Raw genomic sequence first — 23,982 nt, forward strand, 5'->3', positions numbered from 1 at the left:
CGTCTTTGCGCAACGCCGCAGCCATCAAATACTCAGGCGGCTGAATCGTCCAGATATCACGAAGAAAAGGCGTTACCATTTCTGGGCTTGCGCAGACTTTAAGCCATGTCCCCGGAACCGTTAAGCTACTGGATAGCTCGCGCAAAGCTTGCGTATCGAAATTGGTTACTACATGGCGCTCGAGGTGGTCGGGCGCGCCTAAGTCAATTTTGTATCCATACGTCTGATTTACGGGACGAGGTTTCCCCCTCGTAAGGGTCCATCCTCGCGCCCATGCTTCTGCAGTGGCCATCTGGTTAAACGCGCACTGACTATTTTCCAATGTTGTTCTCCATTTGCAAAAAGACGACCGACCGCAATTGGCCCAGAGTGTGTAAAAACATAAAAATTCGTTGGCACGATCAATAACATGTTCAACGACCGCCATCCACGCCACAAGAGCGGTTTATTCTGACCAGTTTTTCCGGCTGCGGCACGAAATATTTTTTGAGTGGCAGTCTAAAAACCACTGCAATGCGCTCCAAATCGCGTTCAATTTCACAGCAAAAAGAGCCCTTCAGGCCCTAATGCCGTTCAGTTAGGCGGCACAAATTCCCCGTTGCGTCATTCCCGCGAACGCGGGAATCCATTTTCGCCGCCATACTCAGCAACCTGGATTCCCGCGTTCGCGGGAATGACGGGGCTGCCATATGAGGGAATTGCCCCTAACTGAACGGCATTACCCTTCAGGCCCGAATTTCCCGCATCAATCGGCCGACGCCCAATATCTGCATTACACGCTTCAAATTGTACGCAAGTACATGCAGACTCATCTCGGTTTTGACCCGTTTCAACGTCTTCGTCAAGAAGTGCGCCGATCCCATCCACAACTTGATCGTCCCGAACGGGTGCTCGACGGTTTGGCGTCGAATTCGCATCGCATCTGGAAAGTGATCCAGGCGCGATTGCATGGCTTCGAGTACAGCCTCGTCCTCCCAGCGCGTAACACGTCGCTCTTTACCCTGCGTGCATTTCTCCTTGATGGCGCAATTATGGCAGTCTGAATACCAGTAACGATGGAGGGTCAATCCGCGCACAGTAGTGGTCGTGCGCCTGATCAGCGGTTGACCCGCCGGACAGCGATACTCATCGTTCTGCGCGTCGTAAATGAAATCGTCCTTGCCGAATCGCCCGTTTGCAGTGCCGCCGGAGGTGTTGGACTTGGCAACAATGACGGTAATGCCGGCTTTGTCGCACGCCAGAATTTCTTCGCTTTTGAAGTAGCCCCGGTCTGCAATCGCGGTCAACTTCTCGGTTCCAATGGCAGTACGTGCTTGTTCGGCCATGGAGGACAATTGGTCCCGGTCCGAGCCTACGTTGGTGACCTCGTGTTCAACAATGATGTGGTGTTTCGCATCGACTGCCGTCTGGACGTTGTAGCCGACCATCCCGGTTCCGCGCGTCTTCATGGAGCGGGAATCAGGGTCGGTCAGGGAAATCTGCCCATCTGGCGCATCCTTGAGCTGGACCTCGATTTCCTTGAGTGCCTGCATTTGCTTCTTGAGGGCGGCAATCTTGTCTTGCAAGCGTACGGTTCTCAATTGCGCTACTTCGGGTTCTTGACGATCGGCGGTGTCGAGGGCCGTGAGATATTGATTGATGCTTGTTTCAATCTCCTGCATCCGCCGTTGCATTTTATCTGTGGTGAAATTCCGGTCACGATTGTTGACTGCCTTGAACTTGCTACCGTCGATGGTAACGAGTGCGTCGGAGAACAGGTCAAGCTTCTTGCATAGCATCACAAACTCACGAGACGCATTGCGAATCGCCTTGCCATTGTCTTTACGAAAGTCGGCAATGGTCTTGAAGTCGGGCGCCAATCGACCGGTCAGCCACATCAGTTCAACGTTGCGTTGCGCTTCCCGCTCAAGACGTCGACTGGATTGGATGCGGTTGAGGTAGCCGTAGATGTAAATCTTCAAAAGCATTGCAGGATGATACGAAGGCCTGCCAGTTTCCGCTGGAACGACGCCACCAAATCCGAGCTTGGCCAGATCCAGTTCGTCGACGAACACATCGACGACGCGCACCGGATTGTGTTCGGTGATGTAGTCATCCAAGTGTTCGGGGAGCAGCATGCCTTGGGTGCGATGTTCTCCCTGAATAAAGCGCTTCATCTAGCTACCCCGCCGTTTGATGAGATAGCCAAATAACGTTTCGGGATTGATTACGTTTACACTGATGGCCGGAAAACGGTGAAAATATGATTCCCAAGGAGCGTCGCGTTTTTACACAGTCTGGGCCGGACTAGGTCATTCGCGAAAGCCAGAATTCGACCCACAGCGGCCTTTCGAATTTCCGTAGAGCGGACCTTCACGTGGAGCAAATCGGCATTTTCTCCACGTGCTGCGGCAGGCTAGCGGTAGTTAGTGCCATTGTTCATATCAATGACTTCACCGTTGATAAATGTCGGTGCATCAGTCGCGAGCCAGCAAACTGTTGCTGCCACTTCTTCTGCGGAACAGAATCGCTGACTGATTGTGGCTGCCTTCAAGCGGGTCTTTCTATCTTCAGGAATGTTCTTCATCATTTCCGTCTCCACGGGGCCCGGTGCCACCGAGTTAGCGACCACGCCTCTCGGTCCATAGGTTCGTGCGAGGGAGCGCATGGCATTCATGATCCCGGCCTTTGAAATACCGTACCAAATGTCTGGATGGCCAATTTCTCCTGCAATTGACCCCATGCTGACGATCCGGCCGCCGCTGCTGTTGGCCATTTGTTCGGCCAAGCGAACGCTAAGCCGCACGGCAGAGATCAGGTTTACATTGAGCATGTGTAGAATCTCGTCGCTGCAATAATCGCTCGCCGTCTTCGCGTTCATGATTCCAGCGTTATTGATTAATACGTCTGGTGTTCCGATCTTGTCGACAATCCGTATTGTCTGTTCGAAATCTGAAACATCTGCCGTCCAGGAGATGATCCCTTCTGGAGGCGAGGAGATTCCGGATCTGGATAAGACATGAACTTCGTATCCTCTGCTCAAGAGATTTTTCGCTATTTCGAGTCCGATTCCTCGATTGCCGCCTGTAATAATCGCTTTCATTTTTTTCTTAAGTTATTAATGGTTGAATTCGTGGTGCCCTTGAACTTGCGCTTTTGCTTGCAGCGCAGGCCCAGTTTGAATTGATAGCTGACCGCTAGCCATCGTTGGCGAGAAACGCGCAAGATCATTGCTGCACTGAACGGATGCATATCGGAGGCCGCCGTGTGTCGCAACTTTTACGCTAAACGTATCACGCCAATGGAGACTTTGGTTCGTGTCGGTCGGCCTTGCGCACGACACCGCTACGGCCGGGATCTTTGCGGTTTCCGAAATGAACAATACGCTAGCAGACTTTGCCTTGATGGCGCGGCGCCGACGCGGCGCGCAGTGACAATACTAGGCCAGCTACAATGATGAGTGCTCCGATCAAAATGGGGCCACGCAGTGGCTCTCCCAATGCAAGCGCCGAGGCCGCCATGCCGAATAGCGGGGAAAGCGCACCCAACATCAGCGCTTTTACGCCCATCTGCGCCACGACCCAGTTGAACAGCGCAACGCCGACGATGCTCACCAGCAGTCCGTGGTATATCGCCTGCAACCAGAGTGCACTCGTCGGTTGTTCGAAGGTCCCCATTCCGAAGAGCGCCAGATAAGGTAACGCGCAGCTCAGCGACAGCACCTGCACCAGTGCCACCACATCCAGTGGCGTCGTCTTCCAAGCCTTGTTCAGCACCAGATACCATGCCCACATGAAGGCCGAGAGCACAAACAGCAGGTCACCGCGCCATGCGCCGGCCGACGTCACCGCGTCAGGAGATCGCACGCTGTCGATGCCAATCAAGCCCAGTCCGCCCAACAACAACAGCATTCCGAACAGTGAGAAGCGCTCCGGGCGCTTCAAGGCGAAGCGGCTGATCAACGCCCCGAACAACGGTGTGAGCGCAGGATGAATCAAGGCCCCATGCGAAGCCGGCGCGAAATTGACGCCGCCGATCAAAATCAGACTGAACAATGGACCCGACAGCAAAAACAACAAGAGCGCACGGCGCCAGCCGATGCCACAAGCATCGGCCAGGCCGAGTTGAAAACCATAGCGAGAGACTACCGGCTGGATGCCCCAGATTAGAGCAACCAATATGCCATACAACAGAGGTGCGCTCATGGCTCTATAGCACCGCGTAGTCGATGTTGAGCTGATCGGTGATCAGCATGTACCCCGGTGCATGAGTGATACACACAGAGGGTTTGGCCTGCAGCAGCGCTACCTGCGGGGTGGCGCCACAGGCCCAGAACACAGGAAGTTCGTCGGCGGCCACCGTGACGGCTTCTCCGAAATCGGGGCAGCCCAGGTCGGTAATGCCGATTTGCGCCGGATCGCCGATGTGCACCGGGGCACCATGCACGCCCGGAAAGCGTGAAGTGATCTGAATGGCGCGAATGGCGTCGGCCGCCTTCAGCGGGCGCATGGTGACCACCATGTCTCCGCCAAATTTGCCCGCCGACTGGGTCTGGATGCTGGTGCGGTACATCGGCACGTTGCGTCCCTCGTCGATATGACGAATGGCAATGCCGGCGTCGAGAAGCGTATGTTCGAACGTGAAGGAGCAACCGATGGCAAAGGTCACCAGATCGTCGCGCCAAAACTCGGAGATGTCGCATACCTCGGCCTTGTATTGACCGCTTTCGAAGATGCGATAGCGCGGCACGTCACGGCGCAGATCGATGTCGGCGCCCATGGAAGTCAGCGTGAATTCACCTGGTTCGCTCACCGCCAGCACCGGACAGGGCTTCGGGTTGCGTTGGGCGAAGCGAAGAAAGTCCGCAGCCTCGGCATCCGGCAGCATGACAAGATTGACCTGAACGTGGCGCGCCGCCAAGCCTGCCGTAGGGCGATCCCAGGATCCGTTTCGTATCAGGCGGCGACAATCGGCGGCGCTAGAGTGGGCATGCAGGGCGGGATGTTGAGACGATACGGGTGACATGGGTGTTCTCCAGAAAAGAATGGTGAGTATTTCTAGAAAAAATTGTATGCTCGTAACATAATTAAAGATAATTACAATTTAAATGTATCTTGATAAATAATATTGATCATGCGACCTAGCCTGCAACAGCTGGAAAGTTTTTATTGGGTGGCCCGTTTGGGCAGCGTACATGCCGCAGCACGTCACCAGAATTTGACGCAGCCGGCCGTGACTGCGCGCTTGCGCGATCTGGAGGAAGTCGTTGGAGACCAGTTGTTCGATCGAGGCGGTTACAAGCTAGAGCTGAAATCGCAGGCACGCGAATTGTTCGAACTGGCAGAGCAGATTCTGACGTTGGCCGATCATTTTTCTGGCGCCATGGATACCGGAGCGCCTGGCTTGGGCCTGCTGCGCCTGGGCGCCAACGAATCGTCAGCTATGATAGGTCTACCTACTTTTCTATCCCGCACGCGTGAGCAGTTTGCTGGCCTGAGAGTGCAACTGCATGTCGACATCGGCAGCGAATTAAGCCGCAAGCTCAACGCGCGCGAATTGGACATGGCCATCCTCAGCAGTCCAGTGTCGGCAGCACACATTGTCGATGAAGCGTTGGGCAGCGTCGACCTGCAATGGATCGCACCATCGTCATTTCATCCTGCATCCGACCCGGCTACACCGCAGGACTTTGCCGCATTGACTGTGCTTAGCCTGCCGGCGCCGTCGTCGTTACATTCGGCTACTGTCAACTGGTTCGGCGCGCATAGGATGCGGCTTCCGAGTGGAGGAACCTGCAACTCGATGGCTCTAATCATCAAGTTGGTCGCAGCTGGCCATGGCATTGCGTTGGTGCCCGGGCCGGTGGCGCGGGAAGCCCGCGACACCGGAGCAGTGAAGCTGTTGAAAGTCCGCCCCGCAGCACCGGTAATCGATTATTACGTTTCTTATCTGCAGGAACTGGCACCGGTCGCGCGGGAAAAGTTGGTGCCGTTGGCAAGAAAAGTATTTAGTGAGTGCGGGTTGATTTGTACGCAGCGCAAGAAGCGGGTTCCGGTTATCTGATAAGACAAAGATATATGTCGGCTTCTTGGATGTCCATCACATACTTGGTGTCGAAACGAGTGACGACTTTGGACTTGTGTCGCGCTTTGCCCATCTGGGCGGCACACCGCCAATAAAAAGCGGTGGCGGCCCATGAGGACCAGCCACCGCGTCTTGGTTTAGTTCAACTGGACATTAGTCGAATCCATTCTTCATAAAAGAATAGTTATTGCAGCTGCCATTGTTGGCAAGCATTATTGAGCCAGTCCCATTGCTGGATATTGGTCGTGTCGGCTGTGCCACAGTTGGAAACATCCAACACCTTTCCGCTATTGCGCGAGGTCAAGCGGAACCAGGGAGCGGTGGTCGTTGTTACCTGCCATTGCTGACTGGTGCTACTGCTGCAGGTATTTTGGATCACGTTGCCGCCATTGGCTTTGGAAGATCCGCTGACATCCAGGCACATGCCACTGTGCTCGCTATAAATACTGGCGTATCCGTTGCCCAAGTCCACCATTTGCCAATTCTGCCAAGCAAACCCATTGCATGTGTAGAGGTCGACATTGCTACCCGCACTGGTATTGGGTTGCTGAACGTCCACGCACTTGCTGCTGTTTTGGTTGACGAGTTTTTTATAAGAACTCAGGGCATTTCCGCTGTAACCCGCTGCAACGATATTGGCCTGCACGGCGTTTTCGGTCGCATCAGAAGGCTTGCCTTTTGTCATTGCGCCTTCATAGAAATTACCGACTGCCACCTTGCTGTTGTCGCCGCCAATACCCAAAATAATGGCACCTTCTTTGTGGAAAGGCACATATCCTGGCGTAGTAGGTAGCGGCCCCGCATAATCGGTTTTTAACGCGCCAGTTTGGGCATCGCCATCCCTAATGGAATATGTCGTGGCGTCTTGTTTAATCATGGCCGTGACAAAAGTGGTATTGCGGCCAGTATTATTCGTATTGCTTCCGTTGCCGCCCAGGAATAGACCATTTTCAAGGTCTGCCATGACCCAGGGGCCGGATCCGGTACATGCGAACCAGCACAGCGTGCCAAAGTAGACCGCATTCATGTGTCCATTGCCAGTATCAAGGTTATTTGTCTCGGCATTACCATAATCAAAGCAGCAACCATTATTCACATGGGTAGCACTGGTAACCATGTATACGCCTTCTGATGCGCTGCCGGTTGCAATGCCTGTGGTGTTGTTACGCCGATACCCGACGCCCGCGGAGATATAGACCGCATACGCAGACTTTCCGCCTATCGTCACCTTCAATGCGGTGGCACTGCCTGTGATGTCTGCGCTACCGTTCCCCCTGGCCGGCGCAACAGTCAAGTGATTTCCATTTGCGCTCTGGTCATAGATCGTTTCAATGGTACATACAGAACCTGCACAGAAAGTATCTTGTGCAGCAGCATTGGCAATACCACCGGCTGTTAAAGTACCAATATCCATGGTGGCGCCGTCAGATGCGCGCTTGACCTGATACAGCTTTCCGTTATACGCCCCACACAAGGCTCGCACTGTGCTGTGGGCCGCAGAGCACGGCGTACCTCCCGCAGCGTAAATATCACAAGTGCTTGTGGCGGCCGAAGCCTTTGGCAACAAAACCACGCTGAAAAATACGATAAACGCCAAAAGCATTAAAAAGCGATTTATTGTACCTACGGCATGCCTATTCAACGGGCGGTGCCCATTCAACCCCAACTGCACGCAATGATTTTTCATTTCAGTCTCCATAGTTATTTACTTTCATAGTTATTTACTTTGATACCATGTCTCTCGACACGCCATTCCACAGGCCATTACTTCTCAACCCGTAAAATCCATTGCGGCAAAAACGTATTGTGTTAAGTGCCTAATAATGTGAACGTCAATGAAGTGAGGCGATGCCGGCAAACCCGCCACACCCCGGCTTGAGCGGACCGCGTCAGCTTGGTCTCAGGTGAGCGAAATACCCTTGTGTCGCCCACGGGTCATACGCCATCGACGGAAGCCGGGGACGGCCGAGAAATCTGTTTCTCCGCTTCTATTCCGCCACTGATCGACCTGCGCGAGATCCGGGCTTCTGCGTGGTCAAGCGCATCTAAATATTCACCGGTAGCGGTTTTTTTCCGGCTCTGCACCAGATTCGACAGATCGGTGCTTGCTTGGCTGTCGCCCCGCTCTGCTAGCGTTTCGAGCTGCCTGACCAGACTTGCCGCGTCGGCGTTGATCTTGGTGCATTCAGACGATGCCGCATTCGGTTGCTGGATTCCCTGGCATGGCCATACCAGATCTAGCTTGGCGCGCAAGATCTTCGCGTCTCCATCCGCGGTAGGGACCAACGGTTCCGGATCATTCAAACAGTTCGAGGCGCCCCGCCCGTATGGGTTGCTCAGCACCATGTCGGCGCAACGCAGGTTGCCTTGTGCCGCAACATCTGACGAATCCGCCATTGCCTGGAACTTGGCATCGGGCGGCGGCAATGGCATGGTGCCTTCCGACTGCCGGGCGCTTATCAGTAAGTAAAAGCACAGGCACGCCGCGGCAATCATGCAGCATCCCGGGAATACTTTTTGAGCAACAGACATTTCTTCTTTTCCTTCTTTGCTGAGCTTCCAGTGACCACCTACACCGAACAATTAATGCTGGAGAGGGCCATTCAGTTCGGGCGCCAGGATCAACCTCCACACAAGCCCGACTATCGCCGTCGCTCAAATCGATTGTTCCTGGGCAATATTAGCAATCATCATTTCAGGAATCCAATCACATGTTGCATCGGATTGATATCTATTTTCTTATTGGTGGTGTCTTCTGTGATCCTTAAACGGATCGGTAAACCAGAGAGGGATGTACTTATCAAAGAACAAAGTGCTTGTTCGACTTAACGTTTAGCCAACACCGGTATCGCATGAATCTGATCGCCGGTAGCATCACCGCGTTGCACAACGACTTGGGCATCTTCGCAGCCCATCTGTCTGGCTCAGCTCATTCCTACGCGGCTACCTATTTGTCCGGCGACGAGGGAAGACCTTAGAAATTCCTTGATGAGAGATACCCTTGCCGAGGTCGAGAAAATTGCATAGCGGCCGTTTTAAGAAGTCGATGACTATTACAATCGATACCGGGACACAGCGCGCGCTGCTTTCGCCTGCCGCGGTGACCTGTTACATCTTCACGCGTTTTTTTCAGACGGAAAGTGTTGCCGCCGACACGTACCGCGCTAGTATTCGCATGAAGATAAAGCCTGACAGGAATAGTTATGCATAATCGATTCATTCGAATGCTGGGCGCTGTCTCAGCGGCGATGCTCATGGGTCTTGGCATTAACCATGCCGGCGCTGCGTGTACCGTACCCGCGCCGGTGAAGTCAATCGATCCGGCAGGGTTCTACGACGATCCGGCCGCCTATGCACAGGCGGTCAAGCCGATGCGGGACTATATCTACCAGCTCAACAAGGCTGCGGAATCGAACCAATGGACCTGCGTTCTCGCGCTTTTGGAAGGTTGGGCCCGCGCGGATTCCTTGATGGGGCCGATCAGCGGATACCAGGGCTACTACGAGCGCTCCTGGGCCGGGACGGATTTCGCGCTCGTGCTGCTGCGGCTGCCCCGGGAAGCCAGCGAGGCTAATGCGGACCAGCTGCGCGTCATTATGCCGTGGCTGACCCGTATCGCCATCGCCACGCGGGACGCGGATGCGATCAACCATTTGCACAACAATCTGGTCTATTGGGCAGGACTGAATCTTGTCGCTATCGGCACGCTTGCGCAGCAGCAGGGGTTGATCGATGCCGGACTCGCGCGTGCCAGGGAGGGCATCCACGATATAGGTCCGCACGGCGAATTGGAGCGGGAGATCAAGCGCGGCGATCGCGCTCTCCATTACCACACGTTCGCGCTGATTCCGCTGGTCTTCACGGCGGAACTGGCCGAGCGGCAAGGTGTGAATCTCTACCAGGAGAATCACGGCGCAATCGGCCGGCTGGCGAATCTGGTGATCAAGGCGGTGCAGGATCCCGACAGCTTCGCCGAGATCACCCCGGTCAAACAGAATCTCTTCCCCTGGACATTTCAGGACGAGCTTTCGTGGATGGAGCCGTATTATGCTCGCACGCGCGACCCGCGGCTCCCCGCCCTGATTGCTCCGCGCAGCCCGTTCCGCGAATGGCGTCTTGGCGGCAACGTCACCATCGCGTGGGCCGTTGCGCCGCCCCATTGAGCGTTGCGTGGATATACGCCGCAAACCATAGCCGTCCCGGGATGGCCAACGGGCGTTTTAAGATCTCGCCAAGATCGCCGACAATTATATGACGCGGTTATTGATGTCGACGGCATTAGCCTTCCTCAGATGTAATTCTGAGCGGCGGCTTCACATAGCTGCCGTTCGCCGATTCAAACAACAAATACTTTGGCGTCGCTTTTTTGAATGGCCGGCTTCTAAACTTTGGAAGACCGGGTCCGACCCGTTGCGGCCACACGAAAGATTAAGACACTGTCTCCGCTGTAACAAGGAGACCGGTCAGTCGCAGTTACGTCCTATTTCTTCTCAACAGCCCGAACCAACTTATGGACTTTTTTGTCGCGATCAAGTATGGCATCGCTCATCGCGTTCAATATGCCGCGCAACAGTGACATAGGCACCCACCGCTTCGGCGCAATGATGCGCGGCGCCCGAGATTCGACGCCCACTATTACCGCGTTTGCGATTAAATCTGCTTGAACAGCGCGACCAAAAGGGCCCGGCATGGCGCGCTTGACGAGTTCGGTAGCTTCTTTGTGGCCGCCAAAGGCAGCATTTGCAATCGGCGTTGCCACCCACCCAGGATATAGAACACCCGCCGTCGCCCCGGTTCCAGCCAGCTCAGCTCGCAATGCCCTCCCAAGTGATTCGACTGCCGCTTTTGACGCTGCGTACGGTGCATTCACCATTCCATTAATGAAGGCGTAGACGGACGCGGTAATCAGGATATGCCCCTTAGCCGCAAGAACGTGCGGCAGGCTGGCCTTTACGGTGTTCCAAACTCCGAACAAATCGACTTTCACAACGTTCTGAAACTCATCCTCGCTCATCGTCAGCATCGTGGCAGGAGTTTTCGTGCTGATCCCAGCATTGGCGAATGCCATATCGAGTCGCCCAAATCGTTTGATTGCGTTAGCGACAACCGCTTTTGTGGCGGTCATGTCGGTAACATCCATGGCGCTTAATAGAATCCGTTCCCTTGCCATTCCGGCGAACGCGGCGTCAAGCGTTTCTTGGGACAGGTCCGTCAATACCAGGTTCGCGCCGCATGCATAGAACCGTTCGGCAACTGCCTTGCCAATTCCTCCGGAAGCACCAGTTATGAGAACTGTTTTATCTTTTAGATCAAACTTCTTCATTGAATCTCCTTTCGGCTTTCATGGTGCGGCCTGTCTCAATATGACTTCAGTAGCCGGACACGCGCTTGATCATGGTCCGCCGCAACGTTGCTGGCAGAAGCTTGCTAATCGAACGCATCAGTATCGGCCGCCATGTATCGACTTCCCAATGTACTTTCCCTTGTCGTTGGACTGCGCGCCATACAGTTTTTGCGACATCAGCAGGTGTCAAACGGATGCCGACGGAATCAACAATCGGTCCATGTGCTGCGTCCATCATGGGTGTCGCGACAAAATTGGGCATCACGCCGCAGACATAGATGCCATGCCGCTCCCATTCAATATTCAGCGCCTCGGTAAAGCCTTTGACCCAGAATTTGCTGGCTGAATAGGAAGCTTCGCTGGGAACCCCATACTCGGAACTCAACGAGCACATGTTCACCAGCGCAGCACGTTTCGATTTTTTCAGATAAGGCAACGCATGGTAGCTACCAATCTGTACCCCCTTGACGTTAACCTCGGTCACTGCGAGATGTTTTTGCAATGACAGTTTTTCGAAATCGTCTATGAAGGCAATTCCCGCGTTGTTGACGACAACGTCTATAGCACCACCGCTCATGGCGGCAAATTCAGCAAGCGCTGACTCAACCTGTTCGGAGACAGTCACATCAAGTTGCCTGTAGAAATGCTGCTGTCCAAGTTCTGATCTGAGCGCAGCCAGATCATTCTGGTTGATATCAGTTATCCCAACAATCCATCCCTTGCTTGAAAACAGGCGAGCCATTTCGGCGCCGATGCCTTTGGCGGCACCGGTGATGAATACACTCATTCGTTGCGTCATGCATTTCTCCTTGAACGGGGCGCGTCATTTCAAAACGTCGTGCAGAAACCTCAATTGATCGCCGACGAACGTTTCAAACAGAGGATCGACATAGGGCTCGAAGTGTCCGGTGTCATATGTCTTTAAGGTGGCTGTCTTGGCACCCCGGCACGACTTCAACGCCCCGGACGCAGGGGTTGTGCTGTCCTTTAAGCCAACTTGAAGCAAGGCCGGCATCGACAAAGTGCGTAGTTTTCTGCCGGGCGAATAAGACATCGCCGACAGGGCGAAGCGAGCCGCAACACGCTGATCAAACGACTTACCTTTTGGTACAAGATGAAGGTAACCGTCAGCAGCACCGGTGGCGGTCATGAGAGCCAACTCGCCTGGTTTGCCCGAGGCATTCACATAGTGGGGTGAACCACGGATCAGACCGGCGAAGACGTCCGCCATCGCGTGCAACATCAGGCGCGTTCCACTGACCAGTCCTCCTGCCAGTCCTGAGGTGAGTCCAAGCATATGGGGTACCTGTGAAATGACTGCGGCGACAGAACGATCCTGATCGGCAACCGCAATGACATGACCACCGCTCAGCGAAGAGCCCCACAAGGCGATTTGTTTAGGGTCGACGTTCGGCTGACTGCGCGCGAATTTGATTGCTAAATGCCAATCCTGATGCTGCTTCGCGATATCCAGGAGTTGACGCGGCACGCCGTCACTTTCTCCGAAATGCCGGTAATCGAACACCAGCGCGTGGTAACCGGCGGTTGCAAACCGCTCCGCATACGCATCAAGGCGCATCTCCTTGATGCCGGCCAATCCGTGGGCGAGGACAATGCAGGGACGTTTTCCCGGAAGGCCGCACTCGAAGAACCAGGCCGCACATCGCGTCCCGTGAGAATCAAAATGGATGGTTTTGCGGTGCATCGAATTGCCTCCTCCCTTTTTGCAGTTTTTGATGAGATTGCAGCGATTCAAAAATCAGACCTCAAATCTGACATGCACACATGTCATACCTCACTTTACATCTGACACGTTATCGTGTCAATATATGACTGCACCTTATTTTGAAAGAGGATCATCCAGAATGTCGGAAACAAGTTTGCAAAATGCAAATAGCGCATCGCAAAAGCGATATCGGGGAGTGAGCTTAGACGAGCGAATAGCAGAGCGTCGTCGCCGTTTGATCGAGGGCGGCATCGCCCTGTATGGCAGCGCGGGATTCCGTGCCACATCGGTCAAGACAATTTGTCTGAGCACAGGACTGACTGAGCGATATTTTTATGAATCGTTTGCCAATGGCGAGGAGTTACTATGCGCGACTTGCACTGCCGTCATGCACGATCTCCGGGTGAAAGCGCTCGATTCCATGGCAAGAAAAGACGACACTCCTTCGGAAAAATTCATGGCAGCGGCCCAGTCCTATTTTTCGGAAATTCGTGCCAATCCGGCCGCAGCACGATTGACACTGTTCGAGATGGAAGGAGTAAGCGCATTTGTCGATGCCCATTACGCGAAGGAGCTGGCCGCGACGACAGACCTGTTAGTCAATGTGCTTTTTTCCGGGATAACGCCAAAAGGCCACCCTAAATTTCAAACGGTAGTCCTGGCGCAAGGAATCGTCGGCGCGCTCTACCAGATCGCCAAGGAATGGGTGAGAACGGACTTTGCGTTGCCGCCGGACGTGATGGCCAGACACATGCAGGCTATAGCGATCGGTGTCGTGGCAAGCTACTCAGGGTCTATCCCTGAGTAGCTCTCACAAGCCAAGTGCCATTTTCATCGGACTGCGTTTGGCTGATCTAAATGCCGGCAATGTGAAGACATCCTGCCGATCAAACGTCGTTACCCCTGCATCGACCTATCCCCGTCGTGACTACGCTTTGAAAAATCGGCAAAACCAATCTGTGGTCTTTCACATCTGCACCGCGCAAGAAAGGCAAAACGGATTTTGCATAGGAAGGCGGCCGGTAGTAACTAAAGTGCCGAACTAGGCATTGACGTCCCATGGCGGTGTCCCTTTGAAGGCGTCGGCGAGGAAATCGATCATTACACGAACCTTCGCGCTGAGATGACGGCGGCTCGGATAAACAGCCAGAACATCAATGTCCGGCAACCGGTAGCCCGGCAGCAGCGGTATGAGTCGCCCGGCGCTCAAGTCGGCGCCGATCAGGAAGCTGGGTTGCCAGATGATGCCTAGCCCTGCCAGCGCCGCCGAACGGGCAGTATCGCCATTATTGGTGTGCATGACGCATGACACTTTTACCGGGTTCGCCTTGCCGTCGGCATCCATGAAGTTCCATTCGTCGGCGGTCGCAGCGTAGCTGTATCCGATACAAGCGTGCCGCGTCAGATCAGATGGAACTATCGGCGTCCCGTGTTTGCGCAGATAGGCAGGAGAGGCACAGACGATGTTGTGTGAGGTGGCGAGTTTGCGCGCCGCATAGGAGCTCGAACCGGTACGTGAGATGCGAATCGCCAAGTCATAGCCTTCTTCAACGATATCCACTACGCGGTCAATCAGTGCGATATTCAGCTCCACTTCGGGATACCGGAGCAAAAATTGCGGCCAGAGTGGCGCCAGATGGAGAATGCCGAAACTTAGCGGCGCATTGATACGTAGCACTCCGCGCGGTTTCATGGTGGCCGATGATGCGATCAGTTCAATTTCGGCGACTTCTTCAAGTAAGACCTTGGCCCGTTCAAAGAGCGCCTCGCCGCTTTCCGTCAGTGACATTTTCTGTGAACTGCGATTGAGCAGCCTGGTGCCTAAATGGGATTCCAGATCGCGGATATAACGCGTCACGTTGGCAGGAGAGGTCTCCAGGGCGTCAGCCGCGCGAGCAAAGCCATTTTTTCGTACCACCTCTACAAATACCTCAAGGGCACGCATGCGATCCATCGTTTTCTTCCCGGTAGTTGATTCATAAATGCTGAACGTATTATGCATTTTTATCGTATTGATGAATGTATTTGTGAGTCATATAGTGTTTCCACGGGCCGAGCTAACGCGTTACTGCCCAATCAGTAAGCCAACTGTCAATGAATAATTTCTTAGGAGCAACATCATGAATCGATTAAATGGAAAAGTCGCTATCATCACAGGCGCAAGCGCAGGGATTGGTCGCGCCACGGCAAAGCTGTTTGCCAGCGAGGGCGCCAAACTGGTAGTTGCAGCAAGGCGTCAGGCCGAACTCGATAGCTTGGTTGCCGAGATCACTGCAGAGGGTGGCGTTGCCGTCGCCCTGGCTGGCGATGTCACCAGCGAAAGCTATGCACAAGCCCTGGTTGAATTGGCATTGGCAAAATTCGGGCGTCTCGACGTGGCTTTCAACAATGCCGGCATTCTGGGAGAAATGGGGCCAACTACCGGCGTCTCGGAACAGGGTTGGACTACGGCGCTAAACACCAATCTCACCAGTGGTTTTCTGGGCGCCAAGCATCAAATCCCGGCGATGCTGAAAACCGGCGCCGGCTCTATCATTTTCACTTCGACCTTTGTTGGCCACAGCTTTGCATTCCCCGGGGTGGCAGCCTATGCAGCCAGCAAATCCGGCCTGATTGGGCTGACCCAGGCGCTGGCGGCCGAATACGGCCCGCAAGGGATCCGTGTCAATGCGATTTTGCCGGGCGCAGTTGACACGCAAATGTATCGCGACATGAACAATACCGCCGAATCGCAAGCGTTCATCACCAACCTGCATGCACTGAAACGCGCCGCGCAGCCGGAGGAGTTGGCGCGTTCGGTGTTGTACCTGGCTTCGGATGACTCTTCTTTTATCACCGGTACGGCTTCGTTGATCGATGGCGGCGCATCGATTACCCGCACGTGATCAGCCTGTTTAATCATGTGTGGAAGCGTTTCGCTTTAGAGATGCTATGGTTAATCGGAGTTGACGCCATTTCCGAGGAATTTTTCACTATTTTGAATAGGGAGTCTGATCATGAGAAGAGGCGCAATCATCTTTGCCGCAATATTATGCGGCGCATTCATTGCCCAAGTAACGGCAGCTGCGGAGCCCACTCTGCCAACTGGATTTCAGACTCGCACCATCACCACACCAGACGGAGTAAACATCTTTGTCCGATCCGGCGGAACCGGCCCGGCGGTAGTGCTGATTCATGGCTTTGGCGATACCGGCGCCATGTGGGGGCCGCTGGCAAAGGAACTTGCCAAGAGCCATACTGTGATCGTGCCTGATTTGCGCGGAATCGGATTGTCTTCGAGACCGGCCGGTGGATACGACAAAATGACGCAGGCGGCCGACATTCGGGCTGTCGTTGTGAAATTTGGACAGGACCATACCGCCGTCGTCGGTCACGATATCGGCACCATGGTTGCGTATGCCTATGCCGCAAGATACCCGGACAAAGTGGGAAAGCTGGTTGTCATGGACGCTCCTGTTCCGGGAGTCGCCCCCTGGGATCAGATCGTTCTCAGTCCACAGCTGTGGCATTTCAATTTCGGAGGTGCGGATGCCGAACGCCTGGTGGCCGGGCGCGAACGGATCTATCTCGATCGATTCTGGAATGAGTTCGCGGGCGATCCGTCTAAAGTGGATGAGGCGACACGCGTTTATTACACCAAGCAGTATGCGCAACCCGGCGCGATGCGAGCTGCCTTTGCTCAATTCAACTCGATCGCCGCCAAGGACGTTGCAGATAACCGGATTGCATCGCAGACCAAGCTCACCATGCCCGTGCTTGCCATCGGTGGCGAGAAGTCGCTCGGCGCCACCATGGCGGTTGTCATGCGCAACGCGGCCGTCAACGTCCAGGAAGCGGTAGTCCCCAAGGCTGGCCACTGGCTGATGGAAGAAAGCCCCGATGCTACCATCGCGCTCATAGTAGATTTCCTTGGTAGCGGGCGTTAGGTGCAGGTAGTCAGCCAAAGCAATTACCTCTGCCTTAAGGCGGCCCAGACAAAGGGACTCATCTGCATTGATGCGATCACCGACATCGCTGCGGGTTTGGTCGCTACTGCAATCAATGCCTCCGACTACTCCACTGGGAATGACACGATCATTAGGTGGTTTTGCGGCGACCGTTAAGAAGTTGAACACTACGCAATCAGCTAACCTTCCGTCAAATGAGATGACAGTTTTTCCAAAATTTCCAATACAAAAGTTCTATTTTCCTCAGATAATTTACTTATCATACTAGCAATCAACATGCTTTGATCTTCAGCCCGATTACTTGATTCAATCAACAGTTTTCCTACTGAGCAATTAAAAATTTCAGCCAATTGAATCAGCTTCCCCACCGTGGGCATACTTAGCCCACGTTCCATGCGTGAAACAGCCTCATACCCAACCCCCAATCGTTCGGCAACAACATCTTGCGTCAAGCCGGCTTCATCTCTCCGTTTGGCGATCATCTTGCCCACAGCTTTTGCCAACTGGATATCTTTCTGTGTTTTTTTCATCAACAAATCTCCATTCGACCCATATGGTCGAACAACAACCTGTTGACATGAAGTGCATTTTAGGTTGAACTACAAGACCTAAAAAGTCTTATTTTCTACCTGTCAAAATATTGATTTTCATTAATATCTTTGCATGCACTAGCGCAACGATCGGTGGAGAAAAGTGCGCATAGGGCTTTGATCCGACAAATTGTCGACGTCACCAAAGATGCGCGGATAAATCGTCCGCATTATTTGCAACCGAAGATCACAAGGAAAGCCCAATGAGCCATTTGTCGACATACTTCCCCCTCGCAAACAAGGTCGCCCTGATCACCGGCGCGGCACGCGGTATAGCCCTGCACATCGCCTGCGCGCTGTCGGCGGCCGGGGCGCGCCTGGCGATTCTGGATGTACGCGAAGGCGAAGGGCGCGCCGTCGCCGGCTTGCTCGGCAGCGGACAGGGCCAGGCAAAATTTTGGAAATGCGATGTCAGCGACGACGACGCAGTGCGGCGGGTGGTGGCGGAGGCCGAAGCCCATTTCGGCCGCATCGACATCCTGGTCAACAGCGCCGGCGTCGATGTCGATCATCCGTCCGCGCCGGGCCTGCCGCTGCGGCAATGGGAAAGGGCGGCGCAGCTCAATCTCAACGGCGGCATCGTCTGCAGCAAGCATGTGCTGGCGGCGATGGTGCGGGTTGGCGGCGGCTCAATCGTCAACGTGCTGTCGCTATACAACATGGCCGAAGGCCGCCAGGACCGGAGCGACTATGCATCGACAGAGGCACTGCGTCTGGCCGGGCTGAACGCGCAGCGCTACGCCTCGTGCAATATCCGCGTCAATTCCATCCAACCCGGCTTCCTTCGCCCACCGGCGCTGGCGGAGGCGATGCGCGACGCCGGCGATCTGACGCAGATGTTGAGCGACCGGGCCGAGTTGCAGATGTTAAGGGAGAGCGGGGCCGCTACCGATGTGGCGGCGGCGACTCTGTATCTGGTGTCGGACGCCAGCCGCTTTGTCACCGGCAGCGAATTGGTGATCGATGCCGGGTATGGCGGGCAGTGATGCGTCGGGTTAACCGAAGCAGCGGGATTGCGTTGCATCTCAGCCCGTAGCTAACATTGTGGCTGTTGACGTTGAAGTTGGCCTATCTGACTCGCACTATTTGTTGTACAAGTGCTTGCCGCGCTGAACCGGACAGGCGCAGGAGCTACCATATCAGGCCGTCCGGGATCTGGGGCTCATACCTTGCTAGCTCAACGCTCGGCGGCGGGATCAGCTCCTTTTTCCCAGTCTGCAGCGCTTGCCGAAGCTGACGACGCGACTGAATAGAGCGCTCCCGGTGCGTTGCGGGTCTTCTGGAAATCTGCCAGCGATTCGCCACGCATGGCGGCATAGATGTGGAGATTGGATACGCCGACCGTGGCGCCAAGTTTCTCCAGCAAGAAGAAAATCACGCCGTAGCGGATCAGGGCTCGCCAGTCCCGCTGCACGATCATGTCGCGCTCGACAGGCGTTGTATTAAACGCGATCTGATCTGACAGTTGCCAGATTTGAGGAAGGCGATTGTCAGGTCAAATCAATTATTCAATGCGGTGATTTTATCGGGCCACATCATCCCCATAACGACCCCGGATAGATTTAAAAGTTCGGACTGTTCACGGCTGGCCGACAGCCGGAGTCGGCATATTGAATGGCGTGACGATCTGGATACTGGACAAGGGCATCGCTTTTTTTAATGTCGGCAGCGCGCCTTGCGCTCTCAGTATGTCCTGGCATGCCCGTCGCATATCCTGGCGCAGATCGTGATGTAGCACGGCATTGATGCCCCCCGACTTGAGCAGCGTAAGGTTATCGGCATCCAGATCGTGACCGACGAAGACTTTGCAGCGCCGGCCGGCATTCTGGAACGCCTTCACGATGGCGGCGTTTCCTCCGCCGATCGAGTAGACGGCTGTAATGTCCGGATGATCGGACAATGCCTGCCGTACCAGTGACTCGGTGGCGCCGTTGATACCATTGCCTTCGCTTACTTCGACTATCCTGAGATGGCGGTGATGCTCGCGTAGCGCACGCCGAAATCCCATCTCCCGCTCTTCTTCGCCGTGAAAGCGATTGCTGCTCAGGTTAACCAGCACGTCCTGCTTTTTCCCGACGCCAATCCACTGGCCGATCAGATATGCCGCAGTTTCTCCTGCCGCACGGTTATCCATGCCGACATAGGTGCTGCGGGCCGAGCCCGGGATGTCTGTCACCAACGTTACCACCGGGATGCCGGCCGCGGCCAGTCGCTCAACCGCCGCTATCACCGGGGGCAGGTCCGGCGCCTTCAGCAGCACGCCGTGGCAACCGTTTTTCCTGATGCGATCAAGCAATGCGACGATCCTTTCCGCATCAAGGGTCTCATGCAGATGAAAGCGCGAACGCAAAACCGCCGGATGCAGCGATGGCAGTTCCGCCTCTAGAGCGAAGCGGACTGCATCGGTAAACCGTTGCGGCGCCACCATGACCACATCGATCATGAATTTCCGGCCGGACAAGCCGACCTGCTCGCGTTGCCTTCCCAGTTCATCGAGTGCCTGCAGCACGCGTTGCACCGTGTAGCGGCGTACGCCGCCGCGTTGCTTTAACACGCGGTCGACGGTGGCGACGCTGACGCCGGCCTGCAGCGCCACGACTTTGAGTGGAAATTGATGCGCCATGCGGTATCCGTTTGCGGTCGATTTTTGAGGGATTTTTGAGGGATTTCCTGATGTGGAATATGGGCTCCTGTCCCTATACTGATTGTACATTTTAAAAACAGGGGAACAAAACATGATGGCAACAAAAGCCGGTGCAAAACCGCCGTCGGACGCGTTCTGGCTGTCGGAACAAGCTTGCAAGCTCGATGACTTCATCCGTATCGTCAGCCGGCATACCGAGCTGGCCGACTATCCGCTGGCTGCGGCGGTGCAATCGAATATCCTGATCTACGATTGCGATGCCGTGCGGGGGCTGTCCTCCAGCGCGGCTTCCCTGCGCGCCTTGCAGGCGGAATGGGGGGATGCGCTGATGAACGGTCCAGGCCTGGTCGTGCTAAAACGCGCGGTGAGCGATCTGGACACGATGGAAGAAGTCAACAGCGTATTCCGGACCCTGATTACGGAGCAACATGCCAGCGGCCGCGCCGGCGGCGATCACTTCGCCAAACCCGGCGCCAACGATCGCATCTGGAATGCCCAGCAAAAGCTGTGTCTGCGCGCACCTTCTGCCTTCGCACGCTACTATGGCAATCCCATTTTCGCCTTGATCTGCCAGGCCTGGCTTGGTCCGGCTTACCAGATGACCTCACAGGTCAACGTCGTGAATCCGGGCGGGGCCGCCCAATCACCGCACCGCGACTACCATCTGGGATTCCAGCCGACAAGCGCGTGCGCCAGCTATCCGGCGCATGTCCATCAGATGTCCGCCGCCCTGACCTTGCAAGGCGCCGTCGCGCATTGCGACATGCCGCTGGCCACCGGCCCAACGCTCTACCTGCCTTACTCGCAGAATTACAAGGCCGGCTTTCTGGCCTATCATCAACCCGGGTTCCGCGACTACTTCGAGCGACACCATGTGCAACTGCCGCTATCGATGGGGGATGCCGTGTTTTTCAACCCTGCCCTGTTTCATGCCGCCGGCCACAACCGTTCGCCCGACGTCCGGCGCATCGCCAATCTGCTCCAGGTGTCATCGCCTTTCGGGCGAGCGATGGAAACACTGGACCGCAAGCTGATGAGCAAGACGCTCTACGCCGCCCTGCAAATGCTACGCACACAGGGAAATTTCTCCGACGGCGAGATGCGAAATGCGATCGCAGCCTGCGCTGAAGGTTATGCGTTTCCGAGCAATCTCGACCGCGACCAGCCCATCGACGGCATGGCGCCACAGACGCAGCAGCAAATCATGCTCCAGGCGCTTGAGCAACAGTGGCCCGAATCGCGTTTTATCGCAGCGCTGGAAAGCAAGGCATGGCAGCAGCAAACCTGAGTTGCCGCCCATCGCTACTGCCGCCTCGGACGGTTTCCGGGATCAATCTGCGCCAGAAAAAAATCGACATAAAAAGAGAGAACGGAGACAATGGAGACAACGGAGAAATACGTATCGGACTGATCGGTGCTGGCTACATGGGCAAGACCCGCAGCTGGATTTCCTTGCGCTGACGGTGCGGCGATTAAGCCGTTTTCAAAGATCCCGCAAAGTCTCTATTGCGTAGCAGGCGCCAACTCTTCCGCAATAAAGTCCACGAACGCACGAATGCGGTTCGACATCTGATGACGCTGTGAATAGACCGCAAAAATATCTGCGTTGGGCGTCTCGCAATGAGGCAGCACCTGAACCAGCTTGCCGTCCTGCAGATACTGTTTGATATCCCATTCGGCTCGCAACAAAATCCCATGGTCATCCAGAGCCCATTTCACGGCGATTTCGCCATCATTGGTTGTCAGATTTCCGCGGATCTTCACGGTCTCCGTCTTCCTGGCCGCCCCGCTTCCGGTCGTCAGGCGCCAGACGCCGTAAGCTTCATCCCCTTGCCGAATACCGATGCAATTGTGCTTCGCCAGATCGTGCGGGGTGATTGGCGTACCACGCCGCGCCAGGTAAGCCGGCGTCGCGCATAACACGCGTCGATTGGGAGCCAGGCGCCGCGCGACGACGCGCGTATCCGGCGGCTCGCCGAACCGGATGCAGACGTCGAATGCGTCGTCAGTCAGCGGCGGCGGCGTAACCGAAAGTTGCAGTTGTACCGAGACTTGCGGATAAGCAGCGACGAATTTAGAGATCGCCGGTGCAACATGACTTCTCCCGAACCCAAGTGTTGCGTTGACGCGCAGCAGACCTTCCGGCCGCTTCTTGGCGCTGCCAAGCAACTCCGAAAGTTCGTTTATTTCATCCAGAATCCGGCGCGCATGCTCCAGGTAAAGCTCGCCCTCCGGCGTCAGCATCATGCGCCGAGTCGTCCGATTAACCAGCGGCACGCCAGCGCGGCTCTCCATTTGCGTCAAATGCTTGCTGACTGCAGCTGCTGTCAGCCCCAACTCGCGGGCGGCAGCGCTGAGGCTTCCAGAGGCTGCCAGCGTCGAGAAAAAGCTCAAATCGGACGGAAGAACGGTATCTTGCATGGTCTCTCACTTGTAAATTAAAGTTAAGAATGCTTTAAGTTTAGCACCGGTTTTTGCAAATAAATGGAGGGTAAAGTGCACGCACACCAAACATTTTTTGAAAGGGCAGGAGGCATGAAAACCTATCGCATCGCAACTATTCCGGGTGACGGCATCGGCAAGGAAGTCGTTCCCGCGGGCCGACAGGTGCTCGCAGCGCTGGCCAAGACAAACAAGACATTTGCATTCGAATTCCAAGATTTTGACTGGGGCGGCGATTACTACCGCAAGACCGGCGCGATGATGCCGGCCGATGGTCTGGATGCGCTGCGTGACAAGGACGCAATCTTGTTCGGTTCGGCAGGCGACCCGGATATTCCTGATCACATTACCCTGTGGGGCCTGCGCCTGAAAATCTGCCAAGGCTTTGATCAATACGCCAACGTGCGCCCGACCCGCATTCTGCCGGGCATCGATGCGCCGTTGAAGCGGTGCAAGCAAGACGACCTGAACTGGGTAATCGTCCGTGAAAACTCGGAAGGCGAATATGCCGGCGTCGGTGGCCGCGTGCACCAAGGCCATCCGATCGAAGCAGCAACTGACGTCTCGATGATGACGCGTGCCGGTGTGGAACGCATCATGCGCTTCGCGTTCCGTCTGGCGCAATCCCGCCCACGCAAGTTGCTGACCGTCGTCACCAAGAGCAATGCGCAACGTCACGCCATGGTGATGTGGGATGAAATCGCGGTTCAAATTGCAAAAGAATTCCCTGATGTGACTTGGGACAAAGAACTGGTCGACGCGGCAACGGCGCGCATGGTCAACCGTCCCGCAACGCTCGACACGATCGTCGCCACCAATCTGCACGCAGATATTCTGAGCGATCTGGCAGCGGCACTGGCCGGCAGCCTGGGTATTGCGCCGACCGGCAATATCGATCCGGAGCGCCGCTACCCATCGATGTTCGAACCGATCCATGGTTCGGCATTCGACATCATGGGCAAGGGCTTGGCCAACCCGGTCGGTACTTTCTGGTCGGTTGTGATGCTGCTCGAACATCTGGGCGAATACGACGCCGCAAAGCGCGTCATGCACGCTGTCGAAGCAGTTACCGCCGACACTTCCTTGCATACCCGCGATCTGGGCGGCAACGCCACAACAGCGCAAGTGACTGCCGCTGTTTGTGCATTCCTTGAAAAGGCCGCAGTTCCGGCAGAAAAAGCTGCTGCGTAGCCATCAGCCGCCCGGCAAGTCCGGGCAGACAAAAC

The 23,982-nt window shown here is 55.3% G+C and carries 23 protein-coding genes and 1 pseudogene; 9 read left to right on the plus strand and 15 right to left on the minus strand.

From position 1 onward, the window contains the following. The 5 genes from KHU33_RS08560 to KHU33_RS08580 form a co-directional block, all read right to left on the minus strand. Positions 1–427 (minus strand): hypothetical protein (locus KHU33_RS08560; RefSeq protein WP_211462424.1); only part of this gene is annotated, 427 nt, incomplete at its 3' end. Positions 428–725: 298 nt separating this feature from the next. Then, complete coding sequence (locus KHU33_RS08565) at positions 726–2,156, minus strand: IS1182 family transposase (RefSeq protein ID WP_211462425.1); 1,431 nt, start codon at positions 2,154–2,156, stop codon at positions 726–728. A 239-nt stretch (positions 2,157–2,395) separates the two neighbouring features. Further along, on the minus strand, positions 2,396–3,082 hold the full coding sequence (locus tag KHU33_RS08570) for an SDR family NAD(P)-dependent oxidoreductase (protein ID WP_211462426.1): 687 nt from the start codon (positions 3,080–3,082) through the stop codon (positions 2,396–2,398). A 283-nt stretch (positions 3,083–3,365) separates the two neighbouring features. After that, positions 3,366–4,184 carry a DMT family transporter gene (locus KHU33_RS08575; RefSeq protein ID WP_211462427.1) on the minus strand — a complete coding sequence of 273 codons (819 nt, stop codon included), beginning with the start codon at positions 4,182–4,184 and terminating at the stop codon, positions 3,366–3,368. 4 nt (positions 4,185–4,188) lie between these two features. Beyond that, positions 4,189–5,004: a putative hydro-lyase gene (locus KHU33_RS08580; RefSeq protein WP_211462428.1), complete on the minus strand. Its 816-nt coding sequence runs from the start codon at positions 5,002–5,004 to the stop codon at positions 4,189–4,191. Positions 5,005–5,112: 108 nt separating this feature from the next. Between KHU33_RS08580 and KHU33_RS08585 the strand changes: the two genes are divergently transcribed. Next, on the plus strand, positions 5,113–6,042 hold the full coding sequence (locus KHU33_RS08585; protein ID WP_211462429.1) for a LysR family transcriptional regulator: 930 nt from the start codon (positions 5,113–5,115) through the stop codon (positions 6,040–6,042). A gap of 205 nt (positions 6,043–6,247) precedes the next feature. Here the strand turns inward: KHU33_RS08585 and KHU33_RS08590 are convergent, their stop codons facing one another. Both KHU33_RS08590 and KHU33_RS08595 read right to left on the minus strand, forming a co-directional pair. After that, positions 6,248–7,750: an arabinofuranosidase catalytic domain-containing protein gene (locus KHU33_RS08590; RefSeq protein ID WP_230414136.1), complete on the minus strand. Its 1,503-nt coding sequence runs from the start codon at positions 7,748–7,750 to the stop codon at positions 6,248–6,250. A 248-nt stretch (positions 7,751–7,998) separates the two neighbouring features. Then, complete coding sequence (locus KHU33_RS08595) at positions 7,999–8,595, minus strand: hypothetical protein (RefSeq protein ID WP_211462431.1); 597 nt, start codon at positions 8,593–8,595, stop codon at positions 7,999–8,001. 671 nt (positions 8,596–9,266) lie between these two features. Here KHU33_RS08595 and KHU33_RS08600 point away from each other — a divergent pair. Further along, positions 9,267–10,226, plus strand: coding sequence for an alginate lyase family protein (locus KHU33_RS08600; RefSeq protein ID WP_211462432.1), 960 nt, complete (start codon positions 9,267–9,269; stop codon positions 10,224–10,226). A gap of 317 nt (positions 10,227–10,543) precedes the next feature. On the opposite strand, the gene KHU33_RS08605 is transcribed toward KHU33_RS08600, so the two are convergent. From KHU33_RS08605 to KHU33_RS08615, 3 genes are read right to left on the minus strand one after another with little or no spacing between them, the layout of a single operon-like run. Continuing rightward, positions 10,544–11,386: an SDR family NAD(P)-dependent oxidoreductase gene (locus tag KHU33_RS08605; RefSeq protein ID WP_211462433.1), complete on the minus strand. Its 843-nt coding sequence runs from the start codon at positions 11,384–11,386 to the stop codon at positions 10,544–10,546. Between the two features lie 46 nt (positions 11,387–11,432). After that, positions 11,433–12,206 carry an SDR family oxidoreductase gene (locus KHU33_RS08610; protein WP_211462434.1) on the minus strand — a complete coding sequence of 258 codons (774 nt, stop codon included), beginning with the start codon at positions 12,204–12,206 and terminating at the stop codon, positions 11,433–11,435. A 24-nt stretch (positions 12,207–12,230) separates the two neighbouring features. Then, complete coding sequence (locus tag KHU33_RS08615; RefSeq protein WP_211462435.1) at positions 12,231–13,112, minus strand: alpha/beta hydrolase; 882 nt, start codon at positions 13,110–13,112, stop codon at positions 12,231–12,233. A gap of 160 nt (positions 13,113–13,272) precedes the next feature. Between KHU33_RS08615 and KHU33_RS08620 the strand changes: the two genes are divergently transcribed. Further along, positions 13,273–13,941, plus strand: coding sequence for a TetR/AcrR family transcriptional regulator (locus KHU33_RS08620; protein WP_211462436.1), 669 nt, complete (start codon positions 13,273–13,275; stop codon positions 13,939–13,941). A gap of 234 nt (positions 13,942–14,175) precedes the next feature. On the opposite strand, the gene KHU33_RS08625 is transcribed toward KHU33_RS08620, so the two are convergent. Beyond that, on the minus strand, positions 14,176–15,087 hold the full coding sequence (locus tag KHU33_RS08625; protein ID WP_211462472.1) for a LysR family transcriptional regulator: 912 nt from the start codon (positions 15,085–15,087) through the stop codon (positions 14,176–14,178). Positions 15,088–15,253: 166 nt separating this feature from the next. On the opposite strand from KHU33_RS08625, the gene KHU33_RS08630 reads away from it, so the two are divergent. Then, on the plus strand, positions 15,254–16,018 hold the full coding sequence (locus KHU33_RS08630) for an SDR family oxidoreductase (protein WP_211462437.1): 765 nt from the start codon (positions 15,254–15,256) through the stop codon (positions 16,016–16,018). 111 nt (positions 16,019–16,129) lie between these two features. Continuing rightward, positions 16,130–17,059, plus strand: a complete 930-nt coding sequence (locus KHU33_RS08635; protein ID WP_211462438.1) for an alpha/beta fold hydrolase — start codon at positions 16,130–16,132, stop codon at positions 17,057–17,059. Positions 17,060–17,259: 200 nt separating this feature from the next. Here KHU33_RS08635 and KHU33_RS08640 read toward each other — a convergent pair whose 3' ends face one another. Continuing rightward, on the minus strand, positions 17,260–17,610 hold the full coding sequence (locus KHU33_RS08640; RefSeq protein WP_211462439.1) for a helix-turn-helix domain-containing protein: 351 nt from the start codon (positions 17,608–17,610) through the stop codon (positions 17,260–17,262). A 263-nt stretch (positions 17,611–17,873) separates the two neighbouring features. Between KHU33_RS08640 and KHU33_RS08645 the strand changes: the two genes are divergently transcribed. After that, a complete protein-coding gene (locus KHU33_RS08645) occupies positions 17,874–18,656 on the plus strand; it encodes an SDR family NAD(P)-dependent oxidoreductase (RefSeq protein ID WP_211462440.1) in 783 nt (260 codons plus the stop codon). 191 nt (positions 18,657–18,847) lie between these two features. Here the strand turns inward: KHU33_RS08645 and KHU33_RS08650 are convergent. Next, a pseudogene (locus tag KHU33_RS08650) lies at positions 18,848–19,105 on the minus strand (gallate dioxygenase); the annotation flags it as partial. A 144-nt stretch (positions 19,106–19,249) separates the two neighbouring features. Further along, a complete protein-coding gene (locus KHU33_RS08655; RefSeq protein WP_211462441.1) occupies positions 19,250–20,293 on the minus strand; it encodes a LacI family DNA-binding transcriptional regulator in 1,044 nt (347 codons plus the stop codon). A gap of 112 nt (positions 20,294–20,405) precedes the next feature. Here KHU33_RS08655 and KHU33_RS08660 point away from each other — a divergent pair, with 112 nt between their 5' ends. Both KHU33_RS08660 and KHU33_RS08665 read left to right on the plus strand, forming a co-directional pair. After that, the gene (locus tag KHU33_RS08660) at positions 20,406–21,602 is read left to right on the plus strand and encodes a phytanoyl-CoA dioxygenase family protein (protein WP_230414137.1); all 1,197 of its coding nucleotides are present in this window, start codon (positions 20,406–20,408) and stop codon (positions 21,600–21,602) included. Further along, positions 21,584–21,775 carry a hypothetical protein gene (locus tag KHU33_RS08665; protein WP_211462442.1) on the plus strand — a complete coding sequence of 64 codons (192 nt, stop codon included), beginning with the start codon at positions 21,584–21,586 and terminating at the stop codon, positions 21,773–21,775. Before KHU33_RS08660 ends, KHU33_RS08665 begins: the two co-directional genes overlap by 19 nt. Positions 21,776–21,817: 42 nt before the next feature. On the opposite strand, the gene KHU33_RS08670 is transcribed toward KHU33_RS08665, so the two are convergent. Continuing rightward, entirely contained in the window at positions 21,818–22,735 is a 918-nt protein-coding gene (locus tag KHU33_RS08670) for a LysR substrate-binding domain-containing protein (protein WP_211462443.1), read from the minus strand. A gap of 114 nt (positions 22,736–22,849) precedes the next feature. Here KHU33_RS08670 and KHU33_RS08675 point away from each other — a divergent pair, with 114 nt between their 5' ends. Continuing rightward, positions 22,850–23,947, plus strand: coding sequence for a tartrate dehydrogenase (locus KHU33_RS08675; protein WP_211462444.1), 1,098 nt, complete (start codon positions 22,850–22,852; stop codon positions 23,945–23,947). Positions 23,948–23,982: the final 35 nt, after the last annotated feature.

This window comes from Collimonas silvisoli, assembly GCF_018305005.1.
Classification (GTDB): Bacteria; Pseudomonadota; Gammaproteobacteria; order Burkholderiales; family Burkholderiaceae_D; genus Collimonas; species Collimonas silvisoli.

Bases quoted from the DNA above. Each gene is read 5' to 3' on its own strand.
- KHU33_RS08575 (WP_211462427.1), bottom strand. From the start codon at position 4,184: ATGAGCGCACCTCTGTTGTATGGCATATTGGTTGCTCTAATCTGGGGC.
- KHU33_RS08610 (WP_211462434.1), bottom strand. From the start codon at position 12,206: ATGACGCAACGAATGAGTGTATTCATCACCGGTGCCGCCAAAGGCATC.
- KHU33_RS08615 (WP_211462435.1), bottom strand. From the start codon at position 13,112: ATGCACCGCAAAACCATCCATTTTGATTCTCACGGGACGCGATGTGCG.
- KHU33_RS08645 (WP_211462440.1), top strand. From the start codon at position 17,874: ATGAGCCATTTGTCGACATACTTCCCCCTCGCAAACAAGGTCGCCCTG.
- KHU33_RS08660 (WP_230414137.1), top strand. From the start codon at position 20,406: ATGATGGCAACAAAAGCCGGTGCAAAACCGCCGTCGGACGCGTTCTGG.
- KHU33_RS08590 (WP_230414136.1), bottom strand. From the start codon at position 7,750: ATGAAAAATCATTGCGTGCAGTTGGGGTTGAATGGGCACCGCCCGTTG.
- KHU33_RS08570 (WP_211462426.1), bottom strand. From the start codon at position 3,082: ATGAAAGCGATTATTACAGGCGGCAATCGAGGAATCGGACTCGAAATA.
- KHU33_RS08670 (WP_211462443.1), bottom strand. From the start codon at position 22,735: ATGCAAGATACCGTTCTTCCGTCCGATTTGAGCTTTTTCTCGACGCTG.
- KHU33_RS08565 (WP_211462425.1), bottom strand. From the start codon at position 2,156: ATGAAGCGCTTTATTCAGGGAGAACATCGCACCCAAGGCATGCTGCTC.
- KHU33_RS08640 (WP_211462439.1), bottom strand. From the start codon at position 17,610: ATGAAAAAAACACAGAAAGATATCCAGTTGGCAAAAGCTGTGGGCAAG.
- KHU33_RS08585 (WP_211462429.1), top strand. From the start codon at position 5,113: ATGCGACCTAGCCTGCAACAGCTGGAAAGTTTTTATTGGGTGGCCCGT.
- KHU33_RS08655 (WP_211462441.1), bottom strand. From the start codon at position 20,293: ATGGCGCATCAATTTCCACTCAAAGTCGTGGCGCTGCAGGCCGGCGTC.
- KHU33_RS08580 (WP_211462428.1), bottom strand. From the start codon at position 5,004: ATGTCACCCGTATCGTCTCAACATCCCGCCCTGCATGCCCACTCTAGC.
- KHU33_RS08665 (WP_211462442.1), top strand. From the start codon at position 21,584: ATGGCAGCAGCAAACCTGAGTTGCCGCCCATCGCTACTGCCGCCTCGG.
- KHU33_RS08605 (WP_211462433.1), bottom strand. From the start codon at position 11,386: ATGAAGAAGTTTGATCTAAAAGATAAAACAGTTCTCATAACTGGTGCT.
- KHU33_RS08625 (WP_211462472.1), bottom strand. From the start codon at position 15,087: ATGGATCGCATGCGTGCCCTTGAGGTATTTGTAGAGGTGGTACGAAAA.
- KHU33_RS08620 (WP_211462436.1), top strand. From the start codon at position 13,273: ATGTCGGAAACAAGTTTGCAAAATGCAAATAGCGCATCGCAAAAGCGA.
- KHU33_RS08600 (WP_211462432.1), top strand. From the start codon at position 9,267: ATGCATAATCGATTCATTCGAATGCTGGGCGCTGTCTCAGCGGCGATG.
- KHU33_RS08675 (WP_211462444.1), top strand. From the start codon at position 22,850: ATGAAAACCTATCGCATCGCAACTATTCCGGGTGACGGCATCGGCAAG.
- KHU33_RS08595 (WP_211462431.1), bottom strand. From the start codon at position 8,595: ATGTCTGTTGCTCAAAAAGTATTCCCGGGATGCTGCATGATTGCCGCG.
- KHU33_RS08635 (WP_211462438.1), top strand. From the start codon at position 16,130: ATGAGAAGAGGCGCAATCATCTTTGCCGCAATATTATGCGGCGCATTC.
- KHU33_RS08630 (WP_211462437.1), top strand. From the start codon at position 15,254: ATGAATCGATTAAATGGAAAAGTCGCTATCATCACAGGCGCAAGCGCA.